19 protein-coding genes are annotated in these 23,525 nt (G+C 55.9%); 17 read left to right on the top strand and 2 right to left on the bottom strand.

Translation table 11 applies throughout. The annotated features are described in order from the left end of the window. Position 1 precedes the first annotated feature (1 nt). Complete coding sequence (locus QMG93_RS13285; protein ID WP_281937139.1) at positions 2 to 1,225, bottom strand: hypothetical protein; 1,224 nt, start codon at positions 1,223 to 1,225, stop codon at positions 2 to 4. 180 nt (positions 1,226 to 1,405) lie between these two features. Between QMG93_RS13285 and QMG93_RS13280 the strand changes: the two genes are divergently transcribed. The 14 genes from QMG93_RS13280 to hemL all read left to right on the top strand — a co-directional run bounded on the left by QMG93_RS13280 (position 1,406) and on the right by hemL (position 18,975). Further along, entirely contained in the window at positions 1,406 to 4,486 is a 3,081-nt protein-coding gene (locus QMG93_RS13280) for an efflux RND transporter permease subunit (protein WP_281937137.1), read from the top strand. Positions 4,487 to 4,666: 180 nt separating this feature from the next. After that, complete coding sequence (locus tag QMG93_RS13275; RefSeq protein ID WP_281937134.1) at positions 4,667 to 5,254, top strand: non-ribosomal peptide synthetase module; 588 nt, start codon at positions 4,667 to 4,669, stop codon at positions 5,252 to 5,254. A gap of 431 nt (positions 5,255 to 5,685) precedes the next feature. Continuing rightward, positions 5,686 to 6,087: an adenosylmethionine decarboxylase gene (gene speD / locus QMG93_RS13270; RefSeq protein WP_010494003.1), complete on the top strand. Its 402-nt coding sequence runs from the start codon at positions 5,686 to 5,688 to the stop codon at positions 6,085 to 6,087. Positions 6,088 to 6,216: 129 nt separating this feature from the next. After that, positions 6,217 to 6,747, top strand: a complete 531-nt coding sequence (locus tag QMG93_RS13265) for an S-adenosylmethionine decarboxylase (RefSeq protein ID WP_281937130.1) — start codon at positions 6,217 to 6,219, stop codon at positions 6,745 to 6,747. 675 nt (positions 6,748 to 7,422) lie between these two features. Further along, complete coding sequence (gene hemA, locus QMG93_RS13260) at positions 7,423 to 8,826, top strand: glutamyl-tRNA reductase (protein ID WP_281937261.1); 1,404 nt, start codon at positions 7,423 to 7,425, stop codon at positions 8,824 to 8,826. Between the two features lie 15 nt (positions 8,827 to 8,841). Next, a complete protein-coding gene (gene ccsA / locus QMG93_RS13255; protein ID WP_281937128.1) occupies positions 8,842 to 9,666 on the top strand; it encodes a cytochrome c biogenesis protein CcsA in 825 nt (274 codons plus the stop codon). A 14-nt stretch (positions 9,667 to 9,680) separates the two neighbouring features. Continuing rightward, positions 9,681 to 10,442: a bifunctional precorrin-2 dehydrogenase/sirohydrochlorin ferrochelatase gene (locus QMG93_RS13250; RefSeq protein ID WP_309299671.1), complete on the top strand. Its 762-nt coding sequence runs from the start codon at positions 9,681 to 9,683 to the stop codon at positions 10,440 to 10,442. A 69-nt stretch (positions 10,443 to 10,511) separates the two neighbouring features. Further along, a complete protein-coding gene (hemC, locus tag QMG93_RS13245; protein WP_281937127.1) occupies positions 10,512 to 11,447 on the top strand; it encodes a hydroxymethylbilane synthase in 936 nt (311 codons plus the stop codon). Between the two features lie 13 nt (positions 11,448 to 11,460). Next, positions 11,461 to 12,996, top strand: coding sequence for a uroporphyrinogen-III C-methyltransferase (gene cobA, locus QMG93_RS13240; protein WP_281937125.1), 1,536 nt, complete (start codon positions 11,461 to 11,463; stop codon positions 12,994 to 12,996). Positions 12,997 to 12,999: 3 nt separating this feature from the next. Beyond that, on the top strand, positions 13,000 to 13,992 hold the full coding sequence (hemB, locus tag QMG93_RS13235; RefSeq protein ID WP_281937123.1) for a porphobilinogen synthase: 993 nt from the start codon (positions 13,000 to 13,002) through the stop codon (positions 13,990 to 13,992). 195 nt (positions 13,993 to 14,187) lie between these two features. Then, entirely contained in the window at positions 14,188 to 15,261 is a 1,074-nt protein-coding gene (hemE, locus tag QMG93_RS13230) for a uroporphyrinogen decarboxylase (protein WP_281937121.1), read from the top strand. A gap of 1 nt (position 15,262) precedes the next feature. Continuing rightward, positions 15,263 to 16,207 (top strand): ferrochelatase, encoded by a 945-nt coding sequence (hemH, locus tag QMG93_RS13225; protein ID WP_281937120.1) that lies wholly within the window; start codon positions 15,263 to 15,265, stop codon positions 16,205 to 16,207. A gap of 4 nt (positions 16,208 to 16,211) precedes the next feature. Continuing rightward, the gene (gene hemY, locus QMG93_RS13220; RefSeq protein WP_281937118.1) at positions 16,212 to 17,657 is read left to right on the top strand and encodes a protoporphyrinogen oxidase; all 1,446 of its coding nucleotides are present in this window, start codon (positions 16,212 to 16,214) and stop codon (positions 17,655 to 17,657) included. 16 nt (positions 17,658 to 17,673) lie between these two features. After that, on the top strand, positions 17,674 to 18,975 hold the full coding sequence (hemL, locus tag QMG93_RS13215) for a glutamate-1-semialdehyde 2,1-aminomutase (RefSeq protein ID WP_281937116.1): 1,302 nt from the start codon (positions 17,674 to 17,676) through the stop codon (positions 18,973 to 18,975). Positions 18,976 to 19,064: 89 nt separating this feature from the next. On the opposite strand, the gene QMG93_RS13210 is transcribed toward hemL, so the two are convergent. Further along, positions 19,065 to 20,723 (bottom strand): phosphodiester glycosidase family protein, encoded by a 1,659-nt coding sequence (locus QMG93_RS13210; protein WP_281937114.1) that lies wholly within the window; start codon positions 20,721 to 20,723, stop codon positions 19,065 to 19,067. Between the two features lie 271 nt (positions 20,724 to 20,994). Here QMG93_RS13210 and QMG93_RS13205 point away from each other — a divergent pair, with 271 nt between their 5' ends. From QMG93_RS13205 to QMG93_RS13195, 3 genes are all read left to right on the top strand, one after another. After that, the gene (locus tag QMG93_RS13205; RefSeq protein ID WP_281937112.1) at positions 20,995 to 21,162 is read left to right on the top strand and encodes a hypothetical protein; all 168 of its coding nucleotides are present in this window, start codon (positions 20,995 to 20,997) and stop codon (positions 21,160 to 21,162) included. After that, entirely contained in the window at positions 21,159 to 22,031 is an 873-nt protein-coding gene (locus tag QMG93_RS13200; RefSeq protein ID WP_281937110.1) for an RluA family pseudouridine synthase, read from the top strand. Before QMG93_RS13205 ends, QMG93_RS13200 begins: the two co-directional genes overlap by 4 nt. Positions 22,032 to 22,182: 151 nt before the next feature. After that, positions 22,183 to 23,490 (top strand): LysM peptidoglycan-binding domain-containing protein, encoded by a 1,308-nt coding sequence (locus QMG93_RS13195; protein WP_281937108.1) that lies wholly within the window; start codon positions 22,183 to 22,185, stop codon positions 23,488 to 23,490. Positions 23,491 to 23,525: the final 35 nt, after the last annotated feature.

The following is a 23,525-nucleotide window of genomic DNA, read 5'->3' as shown; positions in this document are numbered from 1 at the left end:
TTTATCGCTTAAGAGCATAATCCCACCACATTCGGCTTTGACCGGATGTCAGGTCGGAAATACGGTTCACCTGACGGTCCACGACATAAATGTGCCCCTTGCTGTCTACATAGCCTCTGCCTGCTCCTTTGTACAAAAACAGCCTCGTTTCTTTCCCCTGCAGGTCCAGATGATAGTATGTCTCCCGTTCCTCCGCATCAAGCGGAATGAAGCTGTCATGATAAGCTTTAAAACGGTCGCTGTAGGCTTTGACCGTCAATCCGTCGTTGGTGGAAGCCAGCAGATCGATGTCTTTTTCCCCAAGCTTCGTGTTCATGCCACGGAGCTGTCCCGATACGTTCAGCAGCGCGAGCTGACCGTATACGTTCGGCGTCCGGCTTGTCATCCGGTCGGCCGCTTCGCTGGCGATCCAGAACGAACCGTCCGGGTTGCGGACGACGCGGGTAGGCACCTGGGTCAAATCCGGCACGGGCAAAGCTTTCCCGTCCCGAACGATGAAAGCCTCGTGCGTATAGGGCGTATAGGGAGGCGGGATGTGCAGGAAGCTTGAGACCGAGATGACGGCGAGCACCGTTCGGTCGTCGAGCTTCATGATTTCGGATTGCACGTCCAGTCCCTTATTCTCATATTCCGTCTGCGATTCGTAGAAGGCTGCCGCTTTTTCCAGAATCGGCTTGAGCGACATCAATTCGATGTTGTCGTAATAGACCGAATCCCCCAGGCGTACGGCCGTTTGCTTCGGGTCTCCGGCAAAAGGCACTCCGGGCTTCCGCTTTTCCGCCAATTGATTTACGCCAGCCTTCGCTTTGTCGTCTAACAGGGACGGATCGCCTTTCAAATCTTTATTCACCTTCAGCATCCGGTTCGACTCGGCTTCCACAAATAGAGCTTCCGTATCCTCGGCGATAATGCGGTGCAGCACCTTTTGCTGCTCCGTTGTAAGCTGAAATCCTTCCTGTGCGCCCCAATCCGTCCGCCAGCCGAACTCGTTATGCGCATAACGCCAGGTCATCGGCAAATAGGAGACATTATCCACCAGCAGCAAGGGATACGGCTCGCCGGCGTTGTTAATTGATTTTCCGTTCACATCGATAGGGAATCCGGGCAGTACGGCTTCATAACGCCGGCTTCCGGATGTTTTGTCCTTCGACTCGACCGTCGGCCGTATCCCCGAAGGACGCTCGCGGCGGTTAATCTTAAGCCCGCGGGCGGCGTCCCATGCCACTTCCAGCCCAAGGGGGACGGTTCTTCGGCTTGTACGGGGGAGCCGGAGGCAAGCGCAAGCAAGATTCCGGCGACCAGCCCACCGACCGTATGGCGTAAACGAATGCGATGATTTTTCATCGGGCGGATTCCTCCTTCGTATAATCTGCCGCCTTTTACCCCAAACTTGGAGGAAGAGACTTTGTCTTCCATCCTGAGCGAGGAGCGTCGGAGCCAATTGAACCTGTTAACCCGTTTCAGCTTAAAAAATGCGGCCGCCATCATATTAGGCTCTATCCTGCTTATGCTCGGCGGAATATATGCTTTCACATCCCTGAAGGTGGACTTGCTGCCGGATGTGGAACTACCCACGCTAACGGTGCAGGCCGTGTACCCCGGGGCATCTCCGGCCGATGTGGAAGAGCGGGTGACGCGCGAGCTGGAACGAAGCTTGAAAGCGCTCAGCGGCCTCGAATCGTTAACGAGCCAATCGATGGAAAGCTTCGCCGTGGTGCAGATGAAGTACCCGATCGGGACGGATATGGAGCTGGCTTCCCGTCAGGCAGAGGACGCGTTCAAGGGACTGAAGCTTCCCGAAGGCGTGACACCTAAAGTGACGCGATTGAATTTCAGCGCGCTGCCTATCCTGAACTTGGCCGTATTCTCGAAGCAGAGCGATTCCATTGAAGAGCTTATCGTTCAGGACATTCAGCCCGAATTGGAAAAAATCCCTGGCGTCAGCAGCGTAGCGGCAGGCGGTTTAAAGGAAAGCTATATCCGAATTGCCATCGATCCCGCCAAAGCCAAAGCGTATAATCTAACCTTAACCCAAATTCAGCAAAAAGTGCAGGGGCTATTTTTGTCCTTCCCGGTCGGCTCCGTTGTCGAGAACGAGCTGGTCATCCCGGTCAGGGTCGAGGAGCGCGCCGCAGGCATTCAGGAATTGAAGCGGCTTGCGCTCGATGTCCAGACGGGCTTTCCGCCTGTCCCTGCGGAGATCGCGCTGGAAGATATCGCCGCTGTGCAGCCGATAGAGGAAGCGTCCGAGCTGGTTCGCTACAACGACAAAAGCGCCCTAGCCCTATCCATTTCCAAAAAACAGGATGCCAATACGGTCCAAATCGCCGATCAGGCATTCGCCGTGTTGAACAAGCACCGGGACCGGATCGATTACGCGCTCGCTTTCGATCAATCGGGAGGGATCAAAAAGTCGGTCCAAAGCCTGCAGAGAGAAGGGCTGTACGGAGCGCTGTTCGCCTCTTTGGCGGTGCTTCTGTTTCTGAGGAATCTAAGAGCGACGCTCATCGCCGTCTTATCCATCCCTTTGTCATTATTGATCGCATCGATCGTCTTGAATCGCATGGATATCACCCTGAATATTATGACGCTGGGTGGTATGGCTGTTGCGGTAGGGCGGGTGGTCGACGACAGCATCGTGGTGATCGAAAATATTTACAGGCGCATGAGCCAAAGAAAGCCCGGCGAAGACCGGACGCAAATTACGCTGGATGCGACCAAAGAGATTATGGGCGCGATCACATCGTCCACCTTGACGACCGTCGTCGTGTTTTTGCCGCTCGGCTTCGTTGGGGGCATTACCGGGACGTTTTTTAAGCCGTTTTCGCTGACCGTCGTCTTTGCGCTCGTCGCTTCACTGCTTGTCGCCGTTACGCTCGTTCCGATTTTGGCCAAAGCTTCGTTCGGCCGCATCCGGGAAAAGGAAGGGCGAGAGAGCGCGCTGCAGCGGGGGTATGCGGCAGTGCTCACCTCGGCGCTGAGGCATAAATGGTCCGTCATCGCCGTTTCGCTGGCGGTGCTTGCCGGGTCGCTTCTGCTGGTGCCGAAGCTCGGATTTATTTTTTTGCCGAACGAGAAGCAGCGGATCGTCGCCGCCGGAGTACAGCTTCCACCGGCTTCCCGGCTTCAGAAAACGAATGAAATATCTAAAGATATTGAAAAGATGCTCCGCGAGCAGCCGGGCGTCTTCGAATACGTTTTTACAACCATCGGCGGGCTTGATTACCGTTCCGGTCTCAAGCAGGAGAATCGGGCGCAATACATGATGAGCGTAAATCGCTCGGCCGATATCGAAGCCGTCGTGAAGACGCTCGCGGTCAAGATGGATGCGATCGTTAAAAAGAGTTCGCCGGAGGGAACCGTAACGGTGCAGGAAATGAGCTCCGGCGGCCCCATGACCGGGACAAGCGTCGAAGTCCGGCTGTTCGGGAGCCAACCGGACCGGCTGGGGGAAGCCGCCAAGCGGATGGAGGACCGGCTGAAGCAGATACCTTATCTGCGCTCAGTCCAAAACAATTTCCGCGAAAAGCAGCGGCAGTGGACCGTCCGCATCGATCCCGGGAAAGCCGCCGCGGCAGGAGTCGACCCCCAGCTAGTGCTCGGACTCGTTGCGGACCGGACCAAGCCGGTCGAGATCGGCACGTACAAGCTGGACGGCAAGCGGCAAAAGCTGCAGGCCACCTATACGGCGGGCCCTGCCAATGTCGCCGAGCTGGAGCAAATGCCGCTGTTTGGCAAAAAAGGCCCCGTGCTGCTCCGCGATATCGCGGCCGTCGAAGCATCCGATACCGTATCCGCAATTCAGAAGCTGGATGGCAAGCCTTATGCCGCGGTCAGCGCGGAGCTGACCGGAAACAACATCAGTCAAGCGACGCAGGACGTCAAGGACGCGGCTTCCGCTGTCCCGCTGCCGGAAGGCGTGACGCTCGGTTTTGGGGGCGGCAGCGACGAGACGGAGAAGACGTTCAAGGATCTGGGCGTGGCGATTGCCGCGGCCATCGGGTTGGTTTATTTGGTTATGCTTGTTACCTTCGGCCAAGCGCGCGTTCCGTTCATCATTTTGTCTTCGCTGCTGTTCGTACCGGTCGGCGCAGCCTTCGGCCTGTATTTGACTCGAGAGCCGCTGTCGGTCAGCGCCATGATCGGGCTGTTGATGCTGGTCGGCATCGTCGTGACGAATGCGATTGTGCTGATCGACCGGGTGCGTCAAAACCGCGACAGCGGGTTAAACATACGCGAGGCGCTTATCGAAGCGGGCAAAACGCGGCTGCGGCCTATTCTGATGACCGCATTCGCTACCGTCTGCGCGTTGATTCCTTTGGCGTTGACCGAATCGGAGGGCAGTTTGATTTCTAAAGGGCTTGCCGTCGTTGTCATCGGGGGCTTGGTTACGTCGACGCTGCTGACGCTGGTCATCGTGCCGGTGATGTATGAATTGTTTTTTCATCGTCAGCGCCGCAGGGAACTGCGGAACAAAAGGAGGTAAAACGAGTTTTTAAGCTTTTATGCCGTCCTCCTGCGAGGAAAACGCGGAATTTTCTGATTTCCGGCGAAAATCAATGACTGCCTGGCAGGAATATTAAATAATTATGTAGTATAATGTATATAGACAATAGAATCAGGCTCACAGACACATGGTTTGAAAAAAATGAATCGAGGGATTTTTATGGCAATTAGGTTAGCGACCGAATACGTCAAAACCTGCCTGCAGCTTACGGAAGCCGAGATGGCCAAGTTCATTCGGATGTTTGTCGATCACGGAGCCTCTCTGCAAGTCAAAGTACTCGAAAACGGAAATCAAGAGGTGGTATTGCCGGACGACGCCGGCGAAGAAATCGTGCTGTCGTTCGAACGTGAAATGAACTTGTATGTATGCCGGGGAACATGCCGCATCCGCAACAAAAATTTGGTCAACCTGATGCGCAAAGCCGTAGCCGAATTTAAAGGCGACGCTGTCGTGCATCGCATTTATGCAGCATATACGATGGTCTATACGTACAAGCAAGGTGCGGTAGTCCGAATCACTGAGAAAAAGGACGCCGCGGAAAAAGTGATTTACGAATATCGGGATACCGTCGGACAATTGGAGCAACTGTTCCATAAGAATGAGGTGGAGCAGGAAATCCAAATGCTCAAAGCCCAAGTGAATCATCTGCTCGACATGAGAAACGAGATGCAAGAAGCCGCCATCCGCGAGCACATCGACGGGCGTTTGCACAAACTTACCCATCGCTTGTTCGTACTCGAAGCTTAACATATATCTTTTAGACTTCTCGATCATAGCGGAAAAAGCTCTTCCCGATCGCCCATAACAAGGGCAGGGAAGAGCTTTTTTTGTATTTTTATGCATCGAAGGGTATATTTTCCTCAGGAAAGAAGTAGCAAGAAAAAAACGGAAAAGTTGGGCTTATCCGGAGCTTCGCGGCTTACACCCCGTGCGGGCTTCGGGCATAATTTATTGTTGTGTGCCACCCTCTGGCAGGTAAATATGGCCTGTGCAAAAAAAAGGGTTGCATTTCTGTTCAATAGATGTTATTTTTATCTTCGTTGAAAACAAAATAGGAACCAGGATTCACTCAGGACATGTAATGTTGCGAGAGATTATTCCCTCGGGAAGTGAATGACGTAGGTCCTAGCGGATGAAATTTTCAAAACATTTTATTCCTAGGAAGGGGGAACCGGAAGATGGAATATTCAACTTTCGGAAGACACGTAGCTGTAGACACTTGGGGAGTAGATTTTGAGCTTCTCAACAATGCTGAATGGTTACAAGCGCAAATGGTAGAAGCTGCTGAGGTATGCGGAGCAACCGTTTTGTCGGTACAATCCAAACAATTTGAGCCCCAAGGGGCAACCGTTCTGGTCATGTTGTCGGAAAGTCATCTCTCCATTCATACGTATCCTGAGAGAGGATTTGCTGCCCTTGACTGCTATACTTGCGGTGAGACGGTAGACCCTCAACTCGCGATCGAGCACATGCTGTCCGTGCTGAAGCCGGAAGTGTCTCATGCGAAGAAACTGGTTCGCGGTATGGGTGAACTGCAAGTGGAAACACCGGCATTGAAGCAAGCTGAATTGGTAAAATAATTACAAGCGCATATACGATAACCACGGACGATTCCGTGGTTATTTCTTTTGCTCCGGGCCCATACACTCTCAAAGAGAGCTTGGTTCCTGCGGCGTCCGTCCGCCGCAGGCAGAGGAGGGGGACCCGGGTTGAAAAGATTCAGAAAAAAGCTGTTCATGTACCTGATCGTAGCCGTGCTGATCATCTGGCCTGTTCTGCAAATCGCAGAGCTGATCGGCCATAAGGCACCGCCCGAAAAAGCGGAGAAGCTGCTTTATCAAGTATCCCTCTTTCAAATGGAGCTGCTTGGCAGCTACTTGCAGGAAACCGGCAAGCTCAAGGATACCGAGGCGCTCAGCGCGCTCCGTCAAGCCGTTTACTCCGCTTCGTTCGCACACGATCATCTGGCGCTTGCCTACGGCGACAGCAGCTTGGCGAAGCTCGATTCGCTCGCCCAGCTCATGCAATATTTGCTGCGCCTCCAAGTCGGCGGCTCCCGCCCTCTGCGTGCGGAGGAGGCCCAAACCCTCGGAGACGTTTCGAAGCTGTACGCCGACCTGTACGAGGCTTACTCCAAACTGATGTCGAGCGGCGCCGACATTGTCGATTCGCAGAACGACCGTCTGATGAAATCCGACAAAGCGGTCGCCGACCTCCTGCGCAAAAAGCTGCTGCAATAATTGCCGTAGTCGTATAGGCCCGCCCGTTTCGGAGGAAACTAAAACTGGCAGCCTTAGGCAGGTCAGGGCGGTATGGTAGAAGGTAGGGCAAGGTAGGGGGAGAAGCTACCGATAGGAAAGGGTGGCGGCTGTTGGTTGAACATAGGCAAGTGAGCGTGATTTCAATCACAGCCTGCTTCAGTCAGGCGTGATAGGATGTTGGGGAAAGTTAGGGAATGAAATATGTTCTCTGGCAGAAGGTGGCTGTGTGGGATATTGGGTTCGTCGCTCGCTCCCACCAAAGAGTGTGGGAGTCGAGCCAGCGCAGTAAAGCGTGTTCAGGAGACGGTCGCTTCCTGGGGGAAGCCGGCCTCTCCTGAACAGACGCGATCCCTGCACCACAGCAGCTCTCATGCGCGTCTCTGCGCCTCCCACGTTCTTTACCCGTTCCCGCACGCCGTTAAGCGTATCCTTGCGTTAACCGGCCCCCTCTCCATAGGGAGAGAGGGGCGGTTAACACAAGGAGGAAAAGCGCTCACTCCACCAACTGCGCATCGAAGCTCGGGGGTCCAGGGGGATGGAGCCCCCCTCTCCCTGTAATAAAACTTTCAAAATTATTGTCGCAAAAACTCGGACTTGTTCCGCATCGTGTGATATAATAAATTGACTTTTACGAGGAGGAGGCAGGTGAACCAGATGCATATCGTCGTGGCGGGTTTAAATTATCGCACAGCACCGGTGTCCATCAGAGAAAAATTTGCATTCGCCGAAGGGGATTTGCCGCTGGCGCTGAAGGAGCTCAAGGAAACGAAGAGCGTCATGGAGTGCGTCGTCGTGGGCACCTGCAACCGGACGGAATTGTACGTGGCGGTCGACCGCCAGCCCTGTGCCCATTATTTGCGGGGCTTCATTGAGAAATGGTTCGGCGTACCGCGCGGAGAGTTTCAGGAGCATTTGTACGTTTACGAGAACGAGAAGGCGATCGAGCATTTATTCCGCGTAACGAGCGGTCTCGATTCCATGGTCATCGGCGAGACGCAAATTTTGGGGCAGGTTCGGGACGCGTTCCTGTTGGCTCAGCGTGAGAAAACGACCGGCGTTTTGTTCAACACTTTGTTCAAGCAAGCCGTAACGATGGCCAAACGGGCCCATTTCGAGACCGGCATCGGGGAAAATCCGGTGTCTGTCAGCTATGCGGCTGTCGAGCTGGGCAAGCGTATCTTCGGCAGCTACGCGCATAAGAAAGTGCTGATTATCGGCGCGGGTAAAATGAGCGAGCTGACCGTCAAGCACCTGTACGCGAACGGAGCCGACAAAGTGACCGTCGTGAACCGGACGCTCAGCCGGGCGCAAGAGCTGGCGGACAAGTTCCGGGGCGTGGCAAGCACGATGGACCGGTTGATGGCGCACCTGGAAGAAGCTGACATTGTGATCAGCTCTACCGGAGCCGCCGGTTACGTGCTGACGGCCGAGCAGGTGTCCTGTATTTTGCAGCGGCGCCGTTCGCGACCGCTGTTCATGATCGATATCGCGGTTCCGAGAGACCTCGATCCGCGGCTTGGCGAGATGCCGAACGTCTTTTTATACGATATCGACAATCTTCAATCGCTCGTGAACTCTCATTTGGAAGAGAGGCGTAAAGCTGCGGTGCAGATTGAGAAAATGATCCGTGAGGAATTGGCAGCCTTCGAGCAGTGGACGAAAACGCTGGGTGTCAGCCCGGTTATTCAAGCGCTGCAGACCAAAGCGGCCACGATTCACGAGGAAACGATGGACAGCTTGATGAAGAAGCTGCCGGATTTGGATGAACACGAATTAAAGGTCATTCGCAAATTAACGAAAAGCATCGTCAATCAGATGCTGCGCGATCCCATTGTCCGCATTAAAGAAATGGCTGCCGAGCGTCACGGGGATGACGCGCTGGACATGTTCACGAAAATTTTTGCTTTGGAAGAGCCTTTGGCTGAGCAAAAACGGGTGGAGCAGGCGGTACGGAAGCAGGAGGCGGAGGCGGCGCAGGATCGGATCAAGGAAGAACTGCTATCCAAAGTGCGGGCCGCGGCGCCTGCCGAAGCGCTTGACGTTCTGGCCAAAGCTTGACCGGAAAGGAACAGCATGGTCACTCAAACCTGGTTGTACGATGTCATTTTATATATTTATGCCCTGAGCCTCCTGTTTTACTTCTCGGACTTTGTCGGTCCGAACCGAAGTGCAAAGCGGATGGGGACAGGGTTGCTTTCTTTTGTATGGGTACTGCAAACCGCCTACTTAATTTACAGCTTGGTCACGCACGGCAAGCTGTCGGCGTTTTCCATGTTCGAAACGCTTTTTATTTTATCTTGGCTGCTTGTGACCGTCTCGCTGATCGTGAACCGGTTTTTCCGGATCGAGCTGTTTGTGTTTTTGGTCAACGTGTTCGGATTCGCGACATTTGCGCTTAACGTTTTCAGCCGGCCGGGGCTGGCGCCAACCTTGGCGCATTGGAACATTAACGATGAGCTGCTGTTCATTCATATTACGTTCGCGATTTCCGGCTATGTCGCATTCGTCGTATCCGCTATTTTTTCCGGAATGTACTTGTTCCTGCACCGCAAGCTGAAGGAGAAGCAGTGGTCACAGCAAATGCTGCGTCTGCCGAGCTTGGAGAATACGGACCGTTACGCGTTTGTTTCCGTAGTTATCGGAGCTCCGCTTCTGCTGCTTACGCTGTCGCTTGGAATCGTCTGGATCGCGCTTGAGGGCGATTTGATGCTGTTTTTCGATCCGAAGGTGCTGAATTCCTGGTTCGTGCTGTTGGCTTATATTTTTTATTTGTTTCAACGGTTGGTGATGAAAGCGGCAGGCAACCGACTGGCGTTGTGGAATTTGGCCGCGTTTATCATTACGCTGCTTAACTTTTTGTTGGCTAATCAATATTCGAACTTTCACCAATGGTCCTAAAGGGGGCGTAGGAAATGACGAAAGCTGGCGAAGGAAGGCTCCCGGGGCCGTCCCCCGGCGTCAAATCCTACTATCCCGCTATGCTCGATCTTGAAGGGCGGCCATGCGCCGTTATCGGCGGCGGCCGGGTAGCGGAGCGCAAGGCACGCGCGCTCCTCGAGGCGGGGGCTCACGTCACCGTCGTGAGCCCCGTTTTTACGCCGCAGCTGGAAGCGTGGGCGGCCTCGGGCGCGGTACGCGCGCTGCGCGAGCGGTACGCGCCCGGCCTGCCCGCGCTGGCCGAGGCGCGGCTGGTGTTCGCGGCCACCGACGATGCGTCGGTGAACGCGCAAGTCTGCGCCGAGGCCGAGGCGCTCGGCAAGTTCGCGAACGCCGCCGACGAAGGGGCTGGCGGCGGTTTTCTCGTCCCGGCTGCGGTCCGGCGGGGACGGTTGACGCTCGCGGTGTCCACCGCAGGCGCCAGCCCTGGTCTGGCCGCGACGCTGCGCCGCAGGCTGGAGGAAGTGTTCGGCGAAGAGTATGCGCCGTATGTAGAGCTGCTCCACGAACTGCGCGGTATCGTACAGCAGACCGTCCCGGAAACGGGTCAGCGGCAGGAGCTGTTCCGCGGCATGCTGGAGTGGGAGCTGCTGCCGCTGCTGCGAAGCGGCCGGACCGATCCGGCGGAGCTGCGCGCCGAGCTGGCGCACAGAGTGCTGCAAGATCCGACGCCGGGAGGCATTGAAGCGACTGGCGACTGGTTGCGTGTATATGCACGGCAATTGGGATATGAATGAGAAAAGTAGTACATAGCGAATACAGCGCTTCCGATTTTGCAGGGAGAAGATAAGGGGTTGACTTCACGCATGCGTACCATCGTAGTAGGCACAAGACAAAGCGCGCTTGCTTTGACGCAAACCGGACAGGTGATCGATCACCTGCGCGAGCTTTGCAAGCAGCACGGCATCGAAGCCGAATTCGAGCTGAAAAAAATCGTCACCAAGGGCGACCGCATTCTGGACGTCACGCTTTCGAAAGTCGGCGGCAAAGGCCTGTTCGTGAAAGAAATCGAGCAAGCGCTGCTTGACGGCGAAATCGATCTTGCGGTACACAGCATGAAGGATATGCCCTTCGAACTACCTGAGGGACTTGTAGTCGGCGCCGTACCTCTGCGGGAAGATCCGCGCGACTGCTTGATCACGCGGGACGGCCGTGGGCTCGACGACTTGCCTCAGGGCGCCAAGGTCGGAACAAGCAGCCTGCGCCGGGCTTCCCAACTGCAGCATTACCGCCCCGACTTGCATATTGAGTCGATCCGCGGCAATATCGACTCGCGGCTGCGCAAGCTGGAAACGGAAGGCTTCGATGCGATCCTGCTTGCCGCCGCCGGACTGCACAGGATCGGTTGGCAGGACCGCATCAGCGCTTACCTGCCGCCGGAGCTGTGCCTGCCGGCGGTAGGACAAGGCGCCTTATGCATCGAATGCCGCGGCGATAACGAGTTCGTGCTCGACTTGTTGTCCAAGTACAAGCACGAACAGACGGCGGTTGCCGTTGCCGCGGAGCGCAGCTTCCTGGGCCGTTTGAACGGCGGCTGCCAAGTGCCGATCGGCGCTCACGCGCATTTGACGGAAGGAAGCGGCCCGTCTATTGTGCTGACCGGTATGGTCGGATCGCCAGACGGCAAGCGGGTGCTGAAAGAGACGATGGCCGGAGACGATCCGCAGCAATTGGGGCTGCGGCTGGCGGAAGCTTTGATCGCCAAAGGTGCTGCCGAACTGCTTGCATTAGCTGAAGAATAGGGGAGAAGCGGTTGTGAACAAGGGTGTCGTTTATCTTGTCGGTGCCGGACCGGGAGATCCGAAGCTGATTACGCTGCGAGGCTTAGAAGCGATTCAGCGGGCCGACGTAGTTGTCTATGACCGGTTGGCCAGCCCCCGTCTGCTCAAACATATGACAGCTGGGGCGGAGAAAATTTTTGTCGGCAAGCTGCCGGACAAACATATGATGAAGCAGGAAGAGATCAGCCGCCTGCTCGTCGATTTGGCGCTGCAAGGAAAAACGGTGACCCGGCTCAAGGGCGGAGATCCGAGCGTATTCGGGCGCGTAGGCGAAGAAGCGGAGCTGCTCGCGGAGCACGGAATCCGCTTTGAGATCGTGCCCGGCATCACGTCCGCGATCGCCGTCCCCGCTTATGCAGGCATCCCGGTGACGCACCGTGATTTTACTTCGTCCTTTTCGATCGTAACCGGTCATGAATATAAGAATAAAACGTACTCCCAAGTGAATTGGGATAACTTGGCGCAAGCCTCCGGCACGTTGATCTTTTTGATGGGTGTCGCCAATCTGGAGCAAATCTGCACGGAGCTGATCCGCGGAGGAAAATCGCCGCAAACGCCGGTCGCTCTAATCCGGTGGGGCACTTGGATGGAGCAGGAGACGCTGGCGGGTACGTTAACGGATATTGTCGACAAGGTAAGAGCGGCAGGTTTCCAATCCCCGGCCGTCACCATTGTCGGCGAAGTGGTCAAGCTGCGCGATAAGCTGGCCTGGTTTGAGACCAAGCCTTTGTTCGGCCGGCGTATTCTGGTTACCCGCGCACGCAGTCAGGCGAGCGAGCTGTCCTCGCAAATCGACGAGCTTGGCGGGGAAGCCGTGGAATTTCCGGTGATCCGCACCCGGCCGCCTTCCCGTCCGGAAGCGCAAGCGGCGCGGGACGAGGCGTTAAAACGCCTTTCTACCTTTGATTGGGTCCTGTTCACAAGTGCGAACGGCGTCGAATTTTTTATGGAGCGTCTGCGGGAGCTGCGGCTTGACATTCGGGCATTGGGAAATGCCCGCTTGGCGGCGGTCGGTCCGAAGACGGCGGCTGCCTTGGCGCAGTACGGACTGCTCGCGGAGGTCGTCCCTTCGGAATTCGACGGGGACGCTTTGCTGGATGCCATCGCTCCTGAGCTACGTCCAGGGCAGAACGTGCTGCTTGCGACGGCGGATATCGCCAGAGCGTACTTGCCCGAACAATTGCGGGAGCGCGGCTTGAACGTAACCAAAATCGATATCTACGAAACGGTGCTGGACACCGATGGCGGCTCCGAGATTATCGAGCTGCTGAAGCAAAAAATGCTTCACATCGTTACGTTTACCAGCTCGTCGACGGTTACGAATCTGTTGCGCGCTCTGCAAGAGCTTGGCGAGACGGAGCCGCTCAAGCTGCTGCAAGGGTGCAAGATCGCTTGTATCGGTCCGAGAACGGCGGCTACCGCGCAGGAAGCGGGACTTCAGGTCGATTATTTGGCCAAGGAAGCGACCGTTGCTTCCCTGGTTCAGTGCTTATACAAGGAGGAGGAATAAACCATGAGTTTTCCACTTGTTCGAAACCGGCGTTTGCGCAGCTCGGCTGCGCTTCGGAATATGGTACGGGAGCATACCGTTACGCTGGACGACTTGCTCTATCCGATATTTGTGACGCACGGAACGAATATTAAAGAAGAAATCAGCTCGATGCCGGGCGTCTACCATTTCTCGCTGGATCGGCTTGAAGAGGAAATCTGCGAAATCGTTGAGCTGGGCTTGCCGGCCATTGTGCTCTTCGGCGTTCCGCACGAGAAAGACGCGCATGCCAGCTCGGCCTACGATCCGAACGGGATTGTTCAACAAGCGTCGCGCTTAATCAAAACATGGGCTCCGGAGCTGCTTATTGTTGCCGATACTTGCCTATGCCAGTTCACGGATCACGGCCACTGCGGCGTCGTACATTACGACGAGGCGAAAGGCCGCGCCGAGGTGCTGAACGACGCGTCGCTGGAACTGCTGGTCAAAACAGCGGTTTCGCAGGCGGAAGCCGGCGCCGACATTATCGCGCCGTCGAACATGATGGACGGCTTCGTTTATGCGATCCGTCAAGGACTTGACGAAGCCGGCTACGAGCAGGTGCCGATCATGTCGTACTCCGTGAAGTACGCTTCGTCGTTCTACGGTCCGTTCCGCGAAGCGGCACATTCCACGCCGCAGTTCGGCGACCGCAAAACGTACCAAATGGACCCGGCCAACGTCCGGGAAGCGCTGCGCGAAGCGGAATCCGACGTAGCCGAAGGCGCGGATATGCTGATGGTCAAGCCGGCTCTGGCGTATATGGACGTCGTTCGCGCGCTCCGCGAAAAGTTCAATTTGCCGCTCGTGGTTTATAATGTGAGCGGGGAATATTCCTTGGTGAAAGCTGCCGCCATGCAGGGCTGGGTCGACGAGAAATCGATCGTTATGGAGACGATGACCGGATTTAAGCGGGCCGGCGCCGACATGATCATTACTTATTTTGCCAAAGATATCGCTCGCTGGCTCCGAAACTAACTGCCGCCACGATACGCGATGATGAAGAAGACCGTTCCGCTATCCGGCGTTTCTCCCGGAGCGGAGCGGTCTTTTGCATAGCGGCACTGTCAAACTTTTGTCGGAAACTGTAGCCTGACACACGTTGTTACCTGGTTTCAAATAGGGCATAATGGGAAGTAGACTATGGGAGTTTACGGAAAAGAGGATGCACCAATGAGTTATAACGATACGTTTATTCGCGCCTGTCGCAAACAGCCTGTCGAAACGCTGCCCGTATGGTATATGCGTCAAGCCGGCCGTTACGACCCCGAATACCGGAAAATTAAAGAGAAATACAGCCTGCTGGAAATTTGCAAGCAGCCGGAGCTGGCGGCCCAGGTCACCTTGATGCCGGTCAAAAAGCTGGGCGTAGATGCGGCGATTTTATATTCGGACATTATGAATCCGGTCGCTTCCATCGGCATTGATTTTGATATCGTCAAAAATGTCGGTCCGGTCATCGACAACCCGATCCGCTCGGCGGCGGACGTGAACAAGCTGAAGCCGATCCAGGTGGAGCAGGATTTGCCTCATATTTTGCGGACGATTGAGATGTTGGCGGCCGAGCTGAAGGTGCCGCTGATTACGTTTGCCGGCGCGCCGTTTACGATCGCAAGCTACCTGATCGAAGGCAGGCCGTCCAAAAGCTATATCCGCACGAAAGGATTAATGTACGGGGAGCCGGAGGTATGGTTCAAGCTGATGGATAAGCTTGGCGATATGGTGATCGCTTATCTGAAAGCGCAGATTGCGGCAGGAGCGAAAGCGGTGCAGCTTTTCGACAGCTGGGTCGGCGCGTTGTCCCCCGTTGATTTTAAAACGTATGTTTTGCCGACGATCCGCCGTATTTTTGCGGAGCTGAAGCATTTGGAGCAGCCGAAAATTTATTTCCCAGGCGTCAGCTCAGGTGAATTGCTGCCTTATCTGCAAGGCATTGATGCCGATGTCATCGGTCTCGATTGGCGCGTGTCGATCTCGGAGGGCCGTAGAAGAGTGGGCTCGTTCTATGCGGTGCAGGGCAATCTCGATCCGTACGTATTGACCGCTCCGATGTCGGTCATTCAGGCGCAAGCCAAGGCGATTATCGACGAGGGCATCCAGGAACCGGGCTATATTTTCAATCTGGGTCACGGACTGTTCCCGGAAGCGTCGCTGGAGAAGCTGAAAGAACTGACGGATTTCATTCACGACTATTCTCGTCAAGCTCTGAAAGCGCAAGGCTGGACGAGACAGGAAAGCGGTGTATAGCATGAGCGTTACGCAGCAAAAACGGATCGGTGTTCTGGTCATGTCTTACGGAACGCCGGAAAGCCTCGATCAAGTGGAAGCTTATTATACGCATATTCGTCGCGGGAATCCTCCGACTCCAGAGCAGCTTAAGGATTTGACGGATCGTTACGAAGCGATTGTAGGAGGCTTTTTCCCGCTTCGGGAAAATACGGATAAGCAGGTGCAAGGGCTGGAAGCCCGGCTAAACGAGAAATACCCGGATACGACGTTCGTATGCTATCAAGGACTGAAGCATGCGTCTCCGTTCATTGAGGACGGTGTGGAGCGGATGGTGCAGGATGGGATAACGGAAGCCGTTGGGGTCGTCCTGGCACCGCATTATTCGGTCATGAGCGTAGGCGGCTACATCAAGCGCGCCCAAGAGAAGGCGGATTCGCTTGGGCTTTCGATGCGTTTTGTGAAGAGCTATCACCTTCATCCGGCGCTGATCGAAGCGCTTGTGCAGCGGGTGGAGGAAGGTTTGAACCGATTCGAGGGCGTGGCGAAGGACGATGTCAAAGTGATTTTTACCGCGCACAGCCTGCCTGAAAAAATTCTAGAAATGAAAGACCCGTACCCTGATCAGCTATTGGAAACGTCCAAAGCGATAGCCGAGCGATGCGGCATTACCCATTGGCAATTTGGATGGCAGAGCGCCGGACAGACCGGCGTGCCTTGGCTTGGGCCCGATATTCTCGACGTCCTGCACACCGTGAAAACAGAGAAGCAGGCGGAGCATGTGCTGATTTGTCCGATCGGGTTTGTATCCGATCATCTGGAAGTGCTGTACGATCTCGATATTGAAGCGCAGAAGACGGCACGGGAGCTCGGACTGCGGCTGGAACGCACCCGCTCGCTCAATACCGATCCGCTGTATATGGAAACGTTGAGCGACGTCGTCTATACACAGACCGAGAGGGATTGATACGATGGAGGAGAACCGAAGTCCGAAACATGTGGTGATTATTGGCGGCGGGATCACGGGCTTGAGCGCCGCTTTTTACTTAAAGCAAAGCATCGAGACGTCCGCTGCCCCGTTGAAAATTACCATCATGGACAAGAGCGATTCGTTCGGGGGCAAAATTCAAACGCTGAAGCGCGACGGGTTCGTCATTGAGAAGGGGCCGGATTCGTTCCTGGCCCGCAAGCTTCCAATGGTCGAGCTGACTCGCGAATTAGGCTTAGAGGATCAATTGACCGGCATGAATCCGGACTCCCGGAAAACGTATATTTTGTCCGGCGGCAAGCTGCACCGGATGCCTCCCGGCTTGATGCTCGGTATACCGACCCAAATGGGGCCGTTCATGCGCACGGGACTGCTGTCATTGGGCGGCAAGCTCAGGGCGGCCATGGATTTAGTGCTGCCGAAACGGACGTCGCCCGAGGACGAATCGCTCGGGCATTTCCTGGAGCGCAGGCTAGGTGTGGAAGTGCTCGGTCAGATCGCCGAGCCGCTGCTGGCGGGCATTTATGCGGGCAATACGTACAATTTGAGCTTGCGGGCGACCTTCCCGCAATTTCATGCGATTGAGCAGAAGCATCGCAGCTTGATCCTCGGCATGATGAAGAACCGCAAGACAGGCGGCGAAGAAAGCCGTACGCTTCCCGAGGTGGCGCGCAATACGATGTTTCTTTCCTATAAGGAAGGGCTTGAAACGATCGTTCACGGCTTAATCGATGCGCTCGACAACGTGCGGTTCGTCAAGCAATGCGGAGTGGCCCGGATCGAGCGGGCCGACGACGTATACCGCGTGATCCGCGAAGACGGTTCGGTAGAGGAAGCGGACGGGGTGATCGTGGCGCTGCCGGCTCACGGCATCTCCAAGCTGCTCGGCTCGTCGGTCCCTGAGGTCAAAGAGCTGGACCGGATCGAGTACGTGTCGGTTGCCAACGTGATTCTCGCCTTTGACGAGAAAGAGCTTGGACGCGAACTTGACGGTTCGGGCTTCCTCGTCCCGAGACGGGAAGGGCGTTTCATTACCGCCTGTACGTGGACGTCCAGAAAATGGCTGCACACCGCGCCAAGCGGCAAAGTGCTGATGCGCTGCTATATCGGGCGTTCCGGTGACGAACGTTGGCAGGACATGTCGGAGGATGAGATCATCCGCGCGGTACGGCACGATTTGAAGGAAGTTATGGGGATTACGGCAGAGCCTTTGTTTACGGAAATGACGAAGCTGATGCATTCCATGCCTCAGTATCCGGTAGGTCATCTGGACCTTATACGCGGGGTACGGCAGCGTTTGGCAGACAAAATGCCGGGCGTGCTGATTACCGGAGGCGCGTTTCATGGCGTCGGGCTGCCGGACTGCATTCGTCAAGGCAAGGAAGCGGCCAAGGAAATGACGGAGCGGCTGCAGTTATCCTCAAAATAGGTTAGGAGTGGAATGGATGAACGATCAGCGAAAACGTTCCGATGCGCGTTCGGCGCGGGCGTTCGAGGAAGCGAAGCAAGTGATTCCGGGCGGAGTCAACAGTCCGGTTCGCGCGTTTAAATCGGTTGGATTGACTCCTCTGTATATGCATAAAGGGAGCGGCTCGCACGTCTTCGATATCGACGGCAACGAATTTATCGATTACATCGGCTCGTGGGGCCCGCTCATTATGGGACATGCCCACCCGGAGGTCGTCGAAGCGATCAAACGGACTGCGGAGCTTGGTACGAGTTTCGGTGCACCGACGGAACTGGAAACCGAGATGGCGAAGTTGGTGATCGAAAGAATGCCTTCCATCGAACTCGTACGGATGGTCAGCTCCGGGACGGAAGCGACAATGAGCGCGCTCAGGCTTGCCCGCGGCTATACCGGAAGGAGCAAAATCCTGAAGTTCGAAGGCTGCTACCACGGCCATGCCGACTCGCTGCTGATCAAAGCGGGTTCCGGGGTGGCCACCCTTGGACTGCCGGATAGCCCTGGCGTACCTGAAAGCGTAGCGGCCAACACGATTACGGTCCCTTACAACGATCTGGATTCGGTACGGATGGCTTTCGAGCATTTCGGCCAAGACATTGCCGCCGTTATTGTGGAGCCGGTTGCCGGAAATATGGGCGTTGTACCGCCGCTTCCCGGATTCTTGGAAGGATTGCGGGAGCTCACGTCTTCCTACGGCAGTCTGCTGATCTTTGACGAGGTCATGACCGGCTTCCGCGTAGGCTTGAACAGCGCGCAAGGGCGATTTGGCATTACGCCGGATCTTACCTGTTTGGGCAAAGTTATCGGCGGGGGGCTGCCGGTTGGAGCATACGGAGGCAAACGGGAGATCATGGAGCGGATTGCTCCGTCAGGCCCGATTTATCAGGCTGGAACGTTATCCGGGAACCCGCTGGCGATGGCTGCAGGGTATGCGACACTTAAGCTGCTGGGAGCACCCGGCGTATATGAAGAGCTGGAACGCAAGTCCGCCCGTCTGGAAGCAGGAATGCTCCAAAATGCCCGGGAACTGAGCGTTCCGATGACGATCAACCGAATCGGCTCCATGGTTTGCCCGTTCTTTACCGACCAGCGGGTAACCAATTACGAAACCGCGAAACAATCGGATTTGACCAAGTTCAACCGGTATTTTGGTTTGCTGCTCGACTACGGCGTCAGCATTCCGCCTTCCCAGTTCGAAGGCATGTTCGTTTCGGCGGCGCACTCCGACGACGATATCGAGGCGACGATCGAGGCACATTACCAAGCGCTCAAGCAGCTATAATGTAAAAACGGACGGCACGTCCACTCCCGAAGGAGGGGAACGTGCCGTCCGTTTGTTTGTGTAATGCTACTACAGATTTATGTAAACGATCATGGTGTTTTGGCCGGCGGTACAGCCGTACCCGAGGCTGGTTGGTTAGGCATTTGATTTTGCTGAGGAGGTGGCGTCGGCGTAGTCGTCTCGGTCGATTTCTCGGTCGTCTTGGTTGGTGTGCCGCTGCCGGTTCCTGGGGCCGAGGCTCCGGCGGAGGAGTTCGGTGCGGTTCCCGTAGAACCGTTCCCGCCTCCTCCTGCCGTACCGCTGCCTTGGGAAGAACCGGAGCCTGCAGCCCCGCTGCCGGTTCCTCCTTGGCCGGAAGTGCCGCCGTTCGGCGTTACCGACCCACTACCCGTGCCCGTCGGCGGCGAATTGCCCTGGCCGCCGTCCGGCTTGCCGTGATCTGCCGTTCCCGTACCCGAACCGGAATTAGTTCCTGTGCCGGGAACACCAGGCTTTTCGGTACCCGGCTCTTTGGTTGCATTGCCGCCGGGTTTCGCGTTTTCGCCTTTCTCCGTGCCCGTCTTGCCCGTATCGTTCGTTTCCGGTTTATTCGTAGCCGGCTTGTTTGTTTCCGGTTTTGTATCGGTTTTCGTCTTTGTCTTATCGGTATCCGTCTTCGTCTTGTCCGCATCCGTCTTGGTAGACGGTGTCGGGTTTTGCTGCTGCTTGGCCTTCTTTTCGGCCTGCTCGCGCAGGAAGTCGGGGTGGTCGTAAGAGCCGCCCGCATCGATTTTGTCGATGCCGTCCCAGACGCGGTCCGCTTTAACCGACGTCGGATCGTCGTAGACCAGGAATGCATTAGGCAATCTGCGCTCGCCGTAACGGCTCGATGGCTTGGTAAGCAGCTCCCCGTCGACAACGAGCTCGGACGAGGCCCCTCCGTCCAGGTTGCCTGCATTGACGCAGCCTTCTTCCAGCAGAAGGTCCTGCACTTCCTTAAGCGTCGCGCCTACGCTGTGCGCCTGCCGTCCGTCGATAACGATGAATATAACGGTGCCGTCCGCTTTTTGTCCGACAGCCGTTCGCGGTCCGCGGCCCCAGCCGCCGTCGCCGCTTGTAATCAGAGGCTTGCCGTTGGCGATCAGACGCGGGTGGAACGAAACGGCGTCCGAGATGCCCATCTCGCGCAGCTCGAAAATATTGTATTTTCCGACGACGAGAATTCCTTCCTTGGTAAAGCCGACGATGTGCTGCGGAATGCTGCCGTCCTGATCCGTATAAATGACCTCGCCGCCGGAGATAATGGCGCCGAACGCCGCAAATCCGTTCCCGAGACCTTCCGGATCGTCGAAACCGCCGCCATTGACGCCGGCCACGGCTCCTGTACGCTTGACCATCGAGGTGATTCTCTCGCCTTCTCCGGACTTGGGAGGCGTCATGACACGAATCGTCTTTGGATCATAGACGTACATCTTTTTGCCTTGCCAAAATTTTCCTGATATATCTTCGACCTTAATCAGTTCATCGATCGAACGAGCTTTGCCCTGATGATTGCGAATTTTGATCAAGCTGCTATCCTGCTTTTCGCGCGCGGCTTCCTCGTTGAAGTCCTGCAATCGCTTGACCATCAAATCGCGCTGCTCCGCACCGACGAAAATCCATGCCCAGCTCCGGTGCTGCGTCGTAATGACCGTTTCCGCGAGCCACTCTCTGATCTGGCCTCCCGGCGGGGTCAGGAATAAAAAGCTGGACGTTAAAAAAGTCAACATTGTGAAATAAAAAAGCGCCTTTTTCCAATTACTCCAATGTCGTATCGCTTGCAGAGCCCTGCTCAATGTTTTAACCTCTCCCATGCGTAAATTAAGGCATTTCGTGTCGAATTTTTTTTGCTTTTTTCCTATGCTATTCTATCATATGAAAAGAAGATTTAACAACTTTCGCTAGATTGTAAGATCCGGCGGAATTGGCATTGTAACCGCTTTGCGTTCGCCGCAAAGGATTGATAGAATGACCATAAGCTATACATTGGAGGAAGCGCTCATGTTAAATCGGTACAGCCTATTCGGTACCACGCTCGAATTGATCGTTGTGGCGGGCGTGTTTTTCATTTTGTTTGCAGGAATCGTTCTGACGGCATGGTTGCAATGGGGACGCCGGAAGAAACGGGCAGCATCCGTAGCGGGGCAATCCAAGAGGCGTCTGCCATGACCGCATGTCGGCGCAAAGGCCAGTGGCTGGAATGGACGGCGAACGCCGTGCCTTCGACTTTCGAGGAAGTGAAGGCGTTTCTGCCGGATGCGATCGACGAGCGGACGCTAAAGAAGCTCTGGGGCGCCTCGGGCATCGAAATCCAGGGACGCCGCATTTTGCTGCGGCTGTTCCCCGAGGAATCGCTGCAATATATGCCGGAATGGACGGGGATAGAAGTATTGTTCGAAGACGACTTTTGCCTCGTGGCGGATAAACCGGCCGGGATGAAGGTGCATCCGACCCGGGAGTCGGAGGGCGGAACGCTGCTCCATGCGGTCGGCTGGCATCTGGAGTCGACAGGGCAGTCGTGCCGGCCCCGGCACATTCATCGGCTTGACGAAGATACGACCGGTCCTGTGCTGATGGCCAAGTGTCCATGGGCGCAGGTCCGATTAGACGAAGCGATGCGGGAGAAAAAGGTTGAGCGGACTTATGTGGCCCTGGTGCACGGGCGTCTCTCTCCGAACCGGGGCTGTGTGGATGCCCCTATCGGCAGGGACCGGCATCACGCGACGCGACGGCGCGTCTCTCCCGGGGGCGAGCGGGCCGTCACCCATTACGAGGTCGTGGAGTCTTATCGTTCCGCGACGCTTGTGCGGCTCCGGATCGAAACCGGCCGGACGCATCAAATCCGCGTTCATCTAAGCCATCTGGGCCATGCATTGATCGGCGACACGCTGTATGGCGGACGAAGCGAGGGCATGGAGAGACAGGCGCTGCATGGCGAGCGGCTGACGTTTCCCCATCCGTGGAGCGGCGAGAGCATCGAAGTGCATTCCCCGTGGCCCCCGGACTTTGCTGCACTGAATGAGCGATTGAAAAAATAGTAGTCATGCTCCTTCCCCTGAAGCCATATAAATTGTAGAGACGAAGGCATAGGGCCATCTATCTTTTTATGGTTATATCAGAATTTCGAACTCGCCGGAGCCGATGCGGGATTCTGTGGAAAAGGCAGGAATTACGGAGGGAGGATTTACATTGACGACGCAGCATAACGGATTACGCTTCGACATTTACGAGCGTGTGCATTTGTCCGAAGGGGCGATCGGCATTCAAGACTTGGAGGGGGTGGAGCTTGTTCCCCATATTCAGGTCATTCCGCAAGGGGACCAAGCCCTGCTTCGCGGTAATCTGTTTTTGACCGGGACCTTTATCGATGAGCTGGGCCGCAGCGATCAGACGTTGGAGCATCTGATACCGGTAGAGATTACGCTTCCGATGAACCGGGTTCAGCGGATGGAGGATATCGCCGTCGAGATCGAAAACTTCGACGTCGATCTGCTGTCATCCCGCAGCTTGAACATTACGGGAGTGCTGTCGCTCGCTGGTCTGGAGCTCGTGTCGGATGCGGCCCAGGAGGCTTGGCGGGAAACGGAAAACGAAGTGGTGTTCGTTCACGAAGCGCGCGATCCGCATACGGTTCCTCTTGCGGGGGCGACGGATGGGGCATTCGGGGACGTTTCCGGCTTTTTCGATTCGGCGGACCAAGCTCCGGCTGAAACGGAATCTTGGGAGCTGCGAAGCGAGAGGGTGGAGCCGACGAGCAAGCTGCCTGCGGGGCCGCAGGCGCAGAGCGTACCTCAGCCAGCGCCGAATGTGTTTCAGGCGGCCCAGCAGAATGTACCTCAGCCAGCGCCGAATGTGTTTCAGGCGGCCCAGCAGAATGTGCCTCAGCCAGCGCCGAATGTGCACCAAGAGGCTCAGCAGAACATTCCGCAGCCAGCGCCGTACGTGCAGCAAGAGGCTCAGAAGAACATCCCGCAGCCTTTGTCGAATGTAAATCCGGCTCCGCTGTCTGTTCAGGAACCGTCGAAAGGTCCGGAGACTTTAAAGCCGCAGGAAGCGCAAAAAACGAAAGAAGCCCCGACCGCACAATCCTTCGGTGATCTTAACCCGACCGCAACGACGGATAAAGATCTGAAGGTAGGCGTCGGCAGCAAAAAAACGCCCGAGCCGCTTTCGGCGCCCGCACCGCTTTACAAATCGTTCGGACTATCCAACTTGTTTAACCCCGGCTCTTCCCAAAAGGAAAAGCGCGATCCGGAAGAAACGTTTGGGGAAGAATCGGAGTCCGTGGCGGAGAAGGTGGAATGGAAAAACCTGCTGCTCACTTCCAAAGGCGAAGAGCAAGGATTCAAAAGGCTCCGGCTATGTATCGTGCAAAAGGAAGAGACACTGGAATCCATCGCCAAGCGCTACGATCTGAACCCTCGCGAAATCGCGCTATACAACCGCCTTGGAGATAATGAAGTATCCGAAGGGCAGATCGTGTATATCCCGAAATGAAGCCCTTTTTACAAAAATTCCCTCGTTTGAGCCAA

The sequence above is a fragment of the Paenibacillus tyrphae genome, from assembly GCF_027925525.1.
GTDB classification, from domain to species: Bacteria; Bacillota; Bacilli; order Paenibacillales; family NBRC-103111; genus Paenibacillus_G; species Paenibacillus_G tyrfis_B.
Note: the sequence above shows the minus strand (reverse complement) of the source record. Positions and strands in the feature narration are given on the sequence as shown.

What these genes read in the sequence shown, in the direction of transcription:
- QMG93_RS13275 (WP_281937134.1), top strand. Translation starts at nt 4,667, where the DNA reads ATGGCAATTAGGTTAGCGACCGAATACGTCAAAACCTGCCTGCAGCTT.
- speD (WP_010494003.1), top strand. Translation starts at nt 5,686, where the DNA reads ATGGAATATTCAACTTTCGGAAGACACGTAGCTGTAGACACTTGGGGA.
- hemA (WP_281937261.1), top strand. Translation starts at nt 7,423, where the DNA reads ATGCATATCGTCGTGGCGGGTTTAAATTATCGCACAGCACCGGTGTCC.
- ccsA (WP_281937128.1), top strand. Translation starts at nt 8,842, where the DNA reads ATGGTCACTCAAACCTGGTTGTACGATGTCATTTTATATATTTATGCC.
- QMG93_RS13250 (WP_309299671.1), top strand. Translation starts at nt 9,681, where the DNA reads ATGACGAAAGCTGGCGAAGGAAGGCTCCCGGGGCCGTCCCCCGGCGTC.
- hemC (WP_281937127.1), top strand. Translation starts at nt 10,512, where the DNA reads ATGCGTACCATCGTAGTAGGCACAAGACAAAGCGCGCTTGCTTTGACG.
- hemB (WP_281937123.1), top strand. Translation starts at nt 13,000, where the DNA reads ATGAGTTTTCCACTTGTTCGAAACCGGCGTTTGCGCAGCTCGGCTGCG.
- hemE (WP_281937121.1), top strand. Translation starts at nt 14,188, where the DNA reads ATGAGTTATAACGATACGTTTATTCGCGCCTGTCGCAAACAGCCTGTC.
- hemH (WP_281937120.1), top strand. Translation starts at nt 15,263, where the DNA reads ATGAGCGTTACGCAGCAAAAACGGATCGGTGTTCTGGTCATGTCTTAC.
- hemY (WP_281937118.1), top strand. Translation starts at nt 16,212, where the DNA reads ATGGAGGAGAACCGAAGTCCGAAACATGTGGTGATTATTGGCGGCGGG.
- hemL (WP_281937116.1), top strand. Translation starts at nt 17,674, where the DNA reads ATGAACGATCAGCGAAAACGTTCCGATGCGCGTTCGGCGCGGGCGTTC.
- QMG93_RS13210 (WP_281937114.1), bottom strand. Translation starts at nt 20,723, where the DNA reads ATGTTGACTTTTTTAACGTCCAGCTTTTTATTCCTGACCCCGCCGGGA.
- QMG93_RS13205 (WP_281937112.1), top strand. Translation starts at nt 20,995, where the DNA reads ATGTTAAATCGGTACAGCCTATTCGGTACCACGCTCGAATTGATCGTT.
- QMG93_RS13200 (WP_281937110.1), top strand. Translation starts at nt 21,159, where the DNA reads ATGACCGCATGTCGGCGCAAAGGCCAGTGGCTGGAATGGACGGCGAAC.